This window comes from Bacteroidota bacterium, from assembly GCA_034723125.1.
Lineage (GTDB): Bacteria > Bacteroidota > Bacteroidia > CAILMK01 > JAAYUY01 > JAYEOP01.
This window is the reverse complement of sequence record JAYEOP010000358.1, coordinates 1-10,584: the sequence shown is the minus strand read 5'-3', so window position 1 is coordinate 10,584 and position 10,584 is coordinate 1. Positions and strand designations below refer to the sequence as shown.

Sequence of the window (10,584 nt, the reverse complement as noted above, 5' to 3'; positions counted from 1 at the left end):
TTGTTGCAAATCCTTATATGCTTTTTCTAATTTTATATGAAAGTTTCCTCTTGCATAATTAGGTCCGTTAAATTTCCTAGCAAAAGCTTTCCAATCATGTTCTCGAATACTATTAACGATGTTTAGTGTTTTAATAAGAGAGGCAATGGTTTCAAGTTGTTCTTTCTCAGTCTGATATTGTTTGTAAACAAATTCCTGTAAACTATTAAAACCACATTGTTTGTACCTTGATCCTGTTACCTTAAATCGTCCCCATGAAGTTGCAAGATATGCAGCTTCTTTATCTATTGTTTTTGCTTTTTCAAGTCTTTCGTATTCTTGTTGGTCTTTTTTGAAATATTTTTTTGTCCATCTTGAATAAACAATCTCAGGGTATTTTTCTTTGTACTGTTCAGGGTCAATATTCTTTTTTAATAACTCTTTCCAAAATCTTTGACCTTCAAAAACAATTGTTGGTTTACCGTCAGAATAAAATCCTTTAGCTTTTGTTTCTACTTCAATAATTGCTTTTAATGCATTTTCTTCAATTTTTAATCCTTTAGCAATATCAATAATTTCATTTTTAGTAATCTCTTTTCCTTTTTTTACAGCTCTTGAAGTAAGATTGTCTTCTTTTTCAATTATTGGTTTACTTGGTCTTTCATGCTTTTTTTTCAATAATTGTTTCTTTTGTTTCGGTTCCTGCTTTTGTTTTTGTGGTTGTTCTTGCTGTTTTTGTTTTTGTGGTTGTTCTTGTTGCTTTTGTTTTTGTATTTGTTTTTGATGTGTTGATGCATCGTGTTTCTGATGCTGTTGTTGAGGTTTTTGTGCCTGCTTGTATTGTTTCCTTTGATGCTCAGACCTGCTTGCTATAGTTTGAGTTTGCTTCATCTTATTAATAAATGATGCAACAATCTGACGTTGTTCGTTTTTGGTTTTGCTATGTTTTGGTGATAGAGATGGTTTGCCGGGAAATTCTTCAATAAATTGTGTTTGTGTTGGAAATGCAAATCTAACCTCTAGTTGTTCCGCTAATTTTATTATTGATAATAATATCTCATTTCTATATTTTAATTCTAAATTCCATGTTTCAGCTTTAAAGAACATATAAAGCAGGATATTTAGAGAATAATCAGCCATTTCGTGTAACTCTACAATGTAAAAGTCTTTTCGAGTGTGAGGATGAACTTTAATTATTCCCCTTATGCCATCAATAAAACTTTCAATTTTATCAGGTGGAGTATCATAAGTAATTGCAATATGTGTGCTTAGTCTTCTGTAAACTCTTAAACCCATATTATCAACTTTATCATTTGTGAGTTTAGCGTTTGGTATTGTAATTAATGAATTTTGAAAAGTTCTGATTCTTGTTGATCTGAAACCAACTTCTTCTACAGTTCCATCAACATCACCGGCAACAATCCAATCTCCGATATGAAACGGCTTGTCAAGGAATATCATAACTGAACCAAAGAAATTCTTTAGGGTGTCTTGTGCAGCAAGAGCAAGGGCTAATCCGCCAATTGATAAGCCTGCAAGTAGTCCTGTTATTTTTAATCCGAAGTTTTGAAGAATAAAAATAATTCCTAAAATTACCACAAATACTTTTAAAGCTTTTGTAACTAATGGTACAAGTTGATCATCAAGTTTGCTTTTAGTTTTATCTGCAGCTTTTTTCATGTATTCACCCAAAACATCTACAAATTTATAAAATATCAGCATTCCAAAAACTGAAATTGCAATTCGAATAATGATATTTACTTTTGCAATAATTTCAGCGGTAAATTGTAGTATGGGAAACAGTGCAAGTAAAATAAGTGAAATAATAAGCAAACTTAAGGGGCGAGAAACAGGTAAAATAACATTATGAGCAATTTCGGGACTGAAAAATTTCTTTATCATTCGATAAAGAATAAAATTGAAAATCCAATTAAATATTTTATACAGCATAAATATAATTATTAAAATTATTAATAAACCGTATAATTGCCATGCAAACATTCCCATTACCTTATTGTTTGCTTTTTGAGGAAAGAGTGATGAAATAAAATCTTTGCCTAAAGGATATATTTCTTTGTATATTTTTGGAATTGCTTTTACGGTTTCGTTAGAGTACAACCATTCATTACCTTTTTTAATTAAATATATTTTTGAATAATTTTTAAAAGGAATGTATTTATGTTCTCCTGTATTGGTATCAACATAGTTTGCATCTTTTGGGAGTTTATCATAATTTATTACCAATCCTTTTCCTTTATAAATTTGTTGAAGTTTGTTTGCTATTTTTTGATTGTATTTTTCATCATTAGATTTAATATCAAAAGTTTTTACTGCTCTATTAATATTATAATCTGCTTTTTGAAGTGATTTTATATGAGTGTAAATTGTGTTATGTGGTGTTTGTGTGTTTAAGTATGGATCTTTTTTTTCTTGTGCTTTTATTAATGTAATTGTTACAAAAATAAGTAAAATAAAAATTGTTGTTTTTTTTAGTTTCATTTCGATTTGTGTTTTTAAATTGAAATAAATTAAGTTAATAATTTATTCCATTTGTTCTTTTAAATAAAAATATTTTGTTGTTTCAGTTTTTGTTTTTGCATTTTTGTCATGCACAATTATTGTGAAACTATACTCCCCTGCATTAAGCCCACGGACTGATTCCCAGTTTGCATACAAATTCCCTGCAATGTTATTTGTGAGTTTGATTTTTCCCTCTTTTTCAACTAATGATTTTTCGGAATAAATGATTTCTTTTTTAGGATTTTTAATTTCTACATCCATCTCAATATTAGAGTATCCATCTTTTGAGTCTTTAAATTTACCGACATTTATTAGATATAAAGTAATAACATCTCCGGGAAAATACAGTGCTGAGTCTTTAAATTCAATTGCATCTCCGTCATAATTAATTGTAGTAAAAACAGAGTTTTCGATTTCTAAATTAGTTTTTTCTGTTTTTGAATTACAAGCAATTAATAAAATTATTCCTAATAGAATAAATAATTTTGAAATTTTGAATTTTGATTTCATGCTTTTACAGTTTGATTTTTAATAAACTAAAACATTAGTCAATATTTACTTTGTCTTTTTGTGGGTAAATATTTTTATGTTTATCATTCTTAATAATTAATTCGCCAAGGAAGCCCGACATGAAGAGGAAAACTCCTACAATGACCAGTACGAGGGCAATAAAAAATAATGGTTGGTCAATGATGTCTCTTTTGGTAATTGAGATGTTAAACCACCGTGAATAAAATTTTTGTCCTATGAGCCAAAGAGAAATAATAAAACCGATAAAGAAAGATAGTAGCCCGAATGAACCGAAAAAATGCATTGGCCTTTGAGAGAATTTAGATACAAAAGTGATTGAAAGCAGGTCTAAAGGTCCACGAATAAAACGTTTTATTCCAAATTTCGTTTTTCCGTACTTCCTTGCTCTGTGTTTTACAACTTTTTCTCCAATTTTTGTAAAACCATTCCATTTTGCAATTACAGGAATATATCTGTGCATCTCTCCATAAATATCTATGGATTTAATCACATCCGATTTGTAAGCTTTAAGTCCACAGTTGAAATCATGGAGTTTAATTTTTGAGATTCTTCTTGTTGTCCAGTTATAAAATTTTGTTGGAATTGTTTTAGTTATAGGGTCATGTCGTTTTTTCTTCCAGCCCGAAACTATATCATAAGCTTGCTCTGTAATCATTTTATACATTTCGGGTATTTCTCCGGGGTCATCTTGAAGATCTGCATCCATTGTAACTACAACATTTCCTTTTGAAATAGAAAAACCTTCATTGAGTGCGGCTGATTTACCGTAATTTCTTCTAAAGCTTAATGCTTTGATATTATTGTTCTTTTTAGCTTGTTCTTTTATAACATCTAATGAATTGTCTGTGCTTCCATCATCAATAAAAATAATTTCGTAAGTAAAATTATTTTCATTCATTACCTTGTCAATCCATTCTGAAAGTTCAGGGATTGATTCTTCTTCATTAAGTAGTGGGATAACTAAACTAATATCCATAATTATTGATTTTCTTCTAAGTATAAGTCTTTTTTAACAGATGCTGCAATTATAAGTGAAATAATTCCAAATACGATTATTCCGTAACCAATTGATTTAACTACCTTTTTAAAGTCAAAATTAAAATCTTTAGATTCTATTGTTTCAAGAATTTCTTCCATTTTTTCATCGCTTAATCCTGCTTTTTCAAGTCGTTGTTCTGTTTTGGTAATAGTTTCAATCTTAATTTTGTCAGCATATTCGGGGTCAATAACATTGTAGAGCAAATAGGAGAAAAGTGTAGAAAAAATAAGAGCAATGAACAATGTTGAAAGGGCAGTGCCAAAAGCCATTTTAAATTCAATTTTGTTATTTGTAAAACTTCTTACTTCACGAACAGATAAAACTCCGAGATAAATTAGAACAATATATGTAACTAATGGAATTATTGTTAGTAGAACCCAACTACTACCCATACCTAAAACGTAAATAATTACAGCACTTAGAATTAAGAGAATTCCTCCCATGATACCATATTTTCCAATAATTTGTTTCATAATGCTATATTTTTTAGTTAATTAAATAATTTTTTTTGCTTCAAAATTAAACAATTTATTTCAAAGTAGTTTTTGATTTAGTATTTTCAAATTATTTCCAGAATCGGAGTAGTAAAATCTCTGTTAAAAAGAAAAATAGGGCAGATAAAAGAAAGATTTTCCATAGGGCTTTTCCCTGCTTTAATTGCTTTATTTTATTGCCTATTATTTTGGGACTTCCATAAAGCAAAGTAAAGCCTTTTTCTTCAACAATAGCTGATAGTTCATTTTTAGAATATGTTTCAAGTTCCGATTCTTTTCTGTTGTAGTTCAATGAAATTACAGCTAAATTATTGTTGGTCTTAATTCTTTTGTCGTCAATAAGTTGGTAAAAACCTGCTTCATTAAAATTATTATCAAACAAAATATTCAGTTTTCCTCTGTTGTTTCTTTGTTTTGGAATAAACTGAATTTCTTTATGTTTTATGTGATAAATTTCATTAGCTAAAGATGAAGATGTAATGATGCTTACATTTTTATTTAAACTGTAAATATAAGAAATGTTTGTTGAATTTTGAGTGTAAAGAGCTGTTTTGTAAAGTAAAGGAACGAAAATAGCATGTTTTGCAAAATTACTCCAATCTTCTTTCAGTGAAGTATTTAGAATAAAAAGATTTCCTTTTTCAACTTTGTTTATTGACAATAAACTTTCTCCGTTTTCTAACTTCAGTAAGGAAGTTTTGGAGGATAGCTTTGAATATTTGTGTGGATAATATTTTTCTAAAACAGGTAAATTCAGATTTTTTGGAATTTTTTCAAAAATCCCATCCATTAGTTGGTGTTGATGATTAATGGAAATAACTTTTAGTTTTTTCTCTAATGGTTTTTCAAAATGTCCTGCTCTAAAATGTTTCAAAAATTGATTGTAGGATTTAATTGAAATTGATTTATCGGAAGAGGGTATAAATAAAATATTGCCTTCATTTTTTACAAATTCATTAAGCTCTGTTGTTAATCCTGAGGAAATAGATTCTAATTCATTTAGAATTATTAAACTGTAATCCTCAAAAGATGAATAATTTATCTTACCTGAAGTTATTTCTTCAAATTCAAAATATGAATCGGTTTTGAAAACGGTTTTAATGTAGTTCTGAGGTGTTTCTTTGAAAATTTGAAGTATCTTAATTTTTTTTGCAACATGAAAACTAAAAAAATAATTGTCATCAAAAACTACGGGGTAATCATCAATATTTAATAGCCCTTTATTCCATCCTTTATTTGTTAGTGAAAAAGGAATATCTATTGTTTTGTTTTGATTTGCAGGAATAGAAAAGTTAGCAATAGCTTTTTGTTTGTCGTTTAGTTTTAAAGTGATTGTGCTGTTTTCAATTGCTTTTTCAGTATTATTTTTTATCTTCACTTTAAGTGTAACGGATTGATTGTATTGCAACACTGCTTCATCAAACCAAGCGGAATCAATAAAAAGATTATTGTATTTGACCGCAGAAACAGGAATCAAGAATCTATGAATTGTACTGTCTTTGTTTGTCTTTCTGAAATTAGAGGACGATTTTTGAAAGTCCGAAATTAAATATGATATTTTGTTTGAAGAATTTGAGCTATTCAATAATTCATCCTGTCGATTAATTATTGTATTTATATTTTTTGTTAATGAAGTACTTTTTATTCCATTAATAAAATCAATTATTTTTTCCTGTGAATAAAATCGTTGTTCTTTTACAGATAATTGGTTTGTTAGTATTTGAAATTTGCAATTGTTTTCGTAGCCTTTTATAATTTCTTTTGCAGTATTTTTTGCCTCGTTTAGCATCGAGCCTTCACTACTTATGTTGTTCATGCTGGGTGAATTATCAATATAAATGCTTACAGATTTTTGACCTGTAGTGCTGTTCATATTTTTAACAGGAATAAATGGTTGAGCAAAAGCGAAAACCAGTGATGCGATAGCAAGTAGCCTGAGAATAAGAATTATAAGATGCTTAAGTTTGTTCTTAGTTTTTTTTTCGTTTTTGATAAATGATAAAAAAGATGTGTTGCTAAAATATACTTTTTTAAAACGTCTGAAATGAAATAAATGTATTATTATTGGAATGCTAAGAGTGAATAGAGCAAAGAGGAAAGATGGGAATAAAAAATTCATTTAATAATTTTTTCAAATTCAGAAATCAAAAACTATGCTACTTAAAATTTTTGTTTAAAAAGTTTTATAAAAAAAAAGCTTCCCACAAGGAGAAGCTTTTTAACTATTATTAAATAAAAATTATTTTGAAATTTTCAAAACAAGGTCAATTGTTCCTGTTTTTGCATATATTTTTATTTCTTCAACATAGACAATACCATATTTGCCTTTTCTTGTTTTAAAAACATACATAGCAGGAGCTGTGAATCCGCCAGTAGCATCATGAAGATTTTTTGCTATATCTAATTCACTTGTGCTTGCGTTTTTATATTTTGATTCAATATTTGATGCTCTCATTTCATCAAAAGCATCTAATGAAACGCTTCCGTCAGGAAGCTTTTTAAATATTGTTTCGTTTCGTACTGATGCATCCCATTCATGGATTTTATAATCTTTGTTTTGTCCTGGACCTACACCAAATAATTCTGCATTGGATGGCGAAACTAATGATGCAGTGTAGTTATAAGGTGATACTACATACATATAAACAAAGTCAATTTCACTTTTATGGTCTTGGGCTACATCAATAAAATAAATTTCTCCAAGAGTAGTGTTAAAGAAATTACCATCTGTTCCATTTGATTGTGCTCCAAGTCGAAATTCATACTTAATTACATCAGCAGGGTCAGTGCAGTTTAAAGTAAATGTTTTGTTTTTCACTTCATTGTCGGCATCTTTTAATATAAATTTTATTGTTATTATTTCTCCGTCTGCAATATCTCCAGGTACTGTATAACCGTAGGTTTCAGTAAATGATTTTGCATTTATTGTAAAAGCAGTATCTTCTTCTGTATTTCCTGTAGAGTTAAATGTGATTTCAATTTTAAGATTTGATAATGATGCTGAGGTTGTAGAATTTGATGTAGCTGTAACATTAAAATTAGCTTGTTCGTTTCTCCACATTTCTGTTGCATCACCATTAAAAGAAGCAGTAACGGCTAATCCCGGTCGTTTATCAGTTGGGATTATCGGGTCATCTCCTCCTCCACCATCACATGCAATAAAGTTGAATGTAATTGCTATTGTAATAGAAAGTGTTAAAATTTTTATTATCTTTTTCATGATAGTTTATTTTAATTGTTGATAATTATCTTATTGCATTTTCAAACTCAGGCTTAGTCCAGTATTTTTTAAATTCATAGTCTCCTTTTGCTTTTTCACGTAATGATGAATCAAGCTTTATTGCTCTTGTTAAACTGGTTGTAAGTAAATCAATGTCTTTACTTCTTGCACCAACAATAGCTCTTAGATAAAAATCAATAGCAGTTTTATCTTCAATTTTATCAATAACATTTTTAGCACCTTCAAAATCTTTATTTAATGTAAATGCAAGAGCACGGTTATAATCATATCTGTTTTCTTCAAAAGTACTAACAGCAAGATCGTAATCAGCAGTCTTGATGTTAAGGATAGCTTTGTTGTTTCTTTCGTCCACACTCATTGATTCTGCTTGCTCATAAAGTGTCATTGCAGTATCATATCTTCCAAGATATCTGTAGCAAAGTCCTATGTTACTAATAATTTCTTTTTTATTAGGATATTTTTCTGCTAATGGCTCAAGAATTTCAAGTGATGTTTGTGCTTTACCTTTCATTAAATGAATTCCTGCAATGTTGTTGTCTCCAACATATTCGTCAGGATTGTTCTTTTTGTATAATTCAAAAAGTTCCATTTGCTTATCAAAATCTTCTTGATTAAAAGCTAATAGTAATAATTCTTGTTTATTGTAAAGTGAGGCTAATTGACCATTGTCATATAATTTTTGTAGTGAATCAATTTCACGAATAAGAGTTTTTGCTACCAGTGAAATTTCTGTTTTTCTTAACTTTGGTAAAATGTCTGATGCAAGGTAGTCCCATTTTTCTCCTGTAAGTTTTTTGATATTTTCTTCTTTAACATCAAGTGCAAGGTCAGAATTGATTATTTTTACAATGTCGCTTTTGTTTTCAATATCACTTTTGGAAATCAAATCTTTAAGTCCCTTCCAGTCTTCAGTTGTTTCATCAGGACTATAAAATGAAGAATCATAAACTGCATCAAAACCAATTTCTTCTAATGCATATTTTATATATGTCAAAGAGGATTTCTTTCTATTTTTGGCAAGTTTTTCGTTTAGTTTCATCTTACCATCAGGTGAGGCTTGAGAATGCATTTTGAGATTTTCTATTTTCATGCCATTCTTTATTGCTAAATCTTTAATTGGCTCAATTACAAATGGAAGTTCAAAGTCTTTACTTGCTGTTTGTCCTTTGCTTAAACGTGAAGAGTTTATTTTGTAATAAATTGTTCCATTAGCAACTATTTTTTCACCAACTACGCTTCCTGCAATTTCTATATTGTCTGTTGGTTGAACTGATTGTGAAGTAGTAATAACCCCTTCTGACAATTTGTCTTTTTTTACATCACAAATACATACATCTAATTCATCATATTCTGAATCAATTTTATATGAAGTAAGAATATAAATTATTGAATTTTTCATTCCTTCTTTATAAGGAACTATTGTTGAATACTCAACAGTACCACCTTCCTTGTAAGCAACTGTGTGGTCAGGATTGATTTGATTTATTTCTAAGTCAACTTTTTCTCCAGCGACAAAGAAAGGATCAAGAAAAAGACTGTCTTGATTGTAAATAAGAATTGGTTCAAGTTTTAAAATAGCTCTTTTGTGGAAAAATTTCTCAGGAATGTAAGTTTTAAACATTACCTCTATGCTATCTGCATGTACTTCTAATGTTTCGTCAGCTACTTTAACTTTTACAAGGTCAAGATTTTTTTGCATTTTTTTAATTGGATTACAACCAAATGATAAGAAGATTAGTATTCCTAAACTTGCAAATATTATGTGTTTTCTTTGAGTAACAAAGTCTTTCATGATAAATAATTTAAATTATTAGTTGTTAAATAAATTCAAAATTAATTTTTACTTAAGTGCAAATTTAATATTTTTATCAATAATAGCAATTATTTTTATGTTTTTTTTATTTATTTTATTTTTTTCTAAATAATGGCTAAATTTTATTTTGAGGTAAAGGAATTGAGAACCCATACCTTTAAGTATTTTTTTTGTGATTTTTTTATATTTTCTCGCAAAGACGCAAAGAACGCTAAGAAGAATTGTTTATTTGTTTATTTGGTAATTTGTTTATTTGTTTCACTAGTCATTTAGTGGTCATTTGCTTCGCTGTCATTTAATTGTCATTAAGTTGTTTATCCATGCGGACTCATACGAGCTAACTTCGTGTCGCAAGTTTTGTTTATTTGGAATTTGACTGTGGACTGTTCTTGACTGCCGACTGATTTGTTTATATTTTCTCGCAAAGACGCAAAGAACGCTAAGAAGAATTGTTTATTTGGTGATTTGACTGCCGACTGTGGACTGCCGACTTCTTTAATTGAAAGCTCCAAGATACCGTCATTGCGAAGGAAGAATGACTGTGGTAATCTGATGAAAGAATTGTTTATTTGTTTATCTGTTGATTTGTTTATTCGAAATTTGACTGTGGACTGTTTTTGACTGCCGACTGGAGACTGCCGACTGGTAATTTGTTTATCCGTAACACATAACTCTAAGTACTTTAGGCACTTTAAGTACTCTAAGTACTTCTTTATGTTTATTTGGAATTTGACTGCTGGCTGGAGACTGCCTACTGCTGACTGAGGACTGTTCTTGACTACCTCTGCTAAAAAGCCAGAGATTGTCGCGGTCGTACCTCCCTCACAATGACGACTTTATGGGTTGTTGCTGTAGGGATTGTTTATTTGTTTATTTGGTGATTTGTTTATTTGGAATTTGACTGCGAACTGCTGACTGGAGACTGCCGACTGCGGACTGGTAATTTGTTTATCCGTAACACATAACT

7 protein-coding genes are annotated in these 10,584 nt (G+C 29.4%); all 7 read right to left on the bottom strand.

Annotation, left to right across the window (positions count from 1 at the left end):
• On the bottom strand, positions 1–2,478 hold a 2,478-nt coding region (locus U9R42_09680), incomplete at its 3' end, for a mechanosensitive ion channel (GenBank protein MEA3496292.1).
• A 42-nt stretch (positions 2,479–2,520) separates the two neighbouring features.
• Positions 2,521–3,009, bottom strand: coding sequence for a hypothetical protein (locus tag U9R42_09675; protein ID MEA3496291.1), 489 nt, complete (start codon positions 3,007–3,009; stop codon positions 2,521–2,523).
• A 34-nt stretch (positions 3,010–3,043) separates the two neighbouring features.
• Positions 3,044–4,006 carry a glycosyltransferase family 2 protein gene (locus tag U9R42_09670; protein MEA3496290.1) on the bottom strand — a complete coding sequence of 321 codons (963 nt, stop codon included), beginning with the start codon at positions 4,004–4,006 and terminating at the stop codon, positions 3,044–3,046.
• Positions 4,007–4,008: 2 nt separating this feature from the next.
• Positions 4,009–4,542, bottom strand: coding sequence for a DUF4199 domain-containing protein (locus U9R42_09665; protein ID MEA3496289.1), 534 nt, complete (start codon positions 4,540–4,542; stop codon positions 4,009–4,011).
• A gap of 91 nt (positions 4,543–4,633) precedes the next feature.
• A complete protein-coding gene (locus U9R42_09660; protein ID MEA3496288.1) occupies positions 4,634–6,682 on the bottom strand; it encodes a BatA domain-containing protein in 2,049 nt (682 codons plus the stop codon).
• Positions 6,683–6,802: 120 nt separating this feature from the next.
• Positions 6,803–7,783 carry a hypothetical protein gene (locus U9R42_09655; protein MEA3496287.1) on the bottom strand — a complete coding sequence of 327 codons (981 nt, stop codon included), beginning with the start codon at positions 7,781–7,783 and terminating at the stop codon, positions 6,803–6,805.
• Between the two features lie 25 nt (positions 7,784–7,808).
• Positions 7,809–9,596 carry a hypothetical protein gene (locus U9R42_09650; protein ID MEA3496286.1) on the bottom strand — a complete coding sequence of 596 codons (1,788 nt, stop codon included), beginning with the start codon at positions 9,594–9,596 and terminating at the stop codon, positions 7,809–7,811.
• Positions 9,597–10,584 lie beyond the last annotated feature (988 nt).

Coding starts and splice junctions, on each gene's coding strand:
- U9R42_09650 (MEA3496286.1), bottom strand. CDS start 9,596: ATGAAAGACTTTGTTACTCAAAGAAAACACATAATATTTGCAAGTTTA.
- U9R42_09655 (MEA3496287.1), bottom strand. CDS start 7,783: ATGAAAAAGATAATAAAAATTTTAACACTTTCTATTACAATAGCAATT.
- U9R42_09660 (MEA3496288.1), bottom strand. CDS start 6,682: ATGAATTTTTTATTCCCATCTTTCCTCTTTGCTCTATTCACTCTTAGC.
- U9R42_09675 (MEA3496291.1), bottom strand. CDS start 3,009: ATGAAATCAAAATTCAAAATTTCAAAATTATTTATTCTATTAGGAATA.
- U9R42_09665 (MEA3496289.1), bottom strand. CDS start 4,542: ATGAAACAAATTATTGGAAAATATGGTATCATGGGAGGAATTCTCTTA.
- U9R42_09670 (MEA3496290.1), bottom strand. CDS start 4,006: ATGGATATTAGTTTAGTTATCCCACTACTTAATGAAGAAGAATCAATC.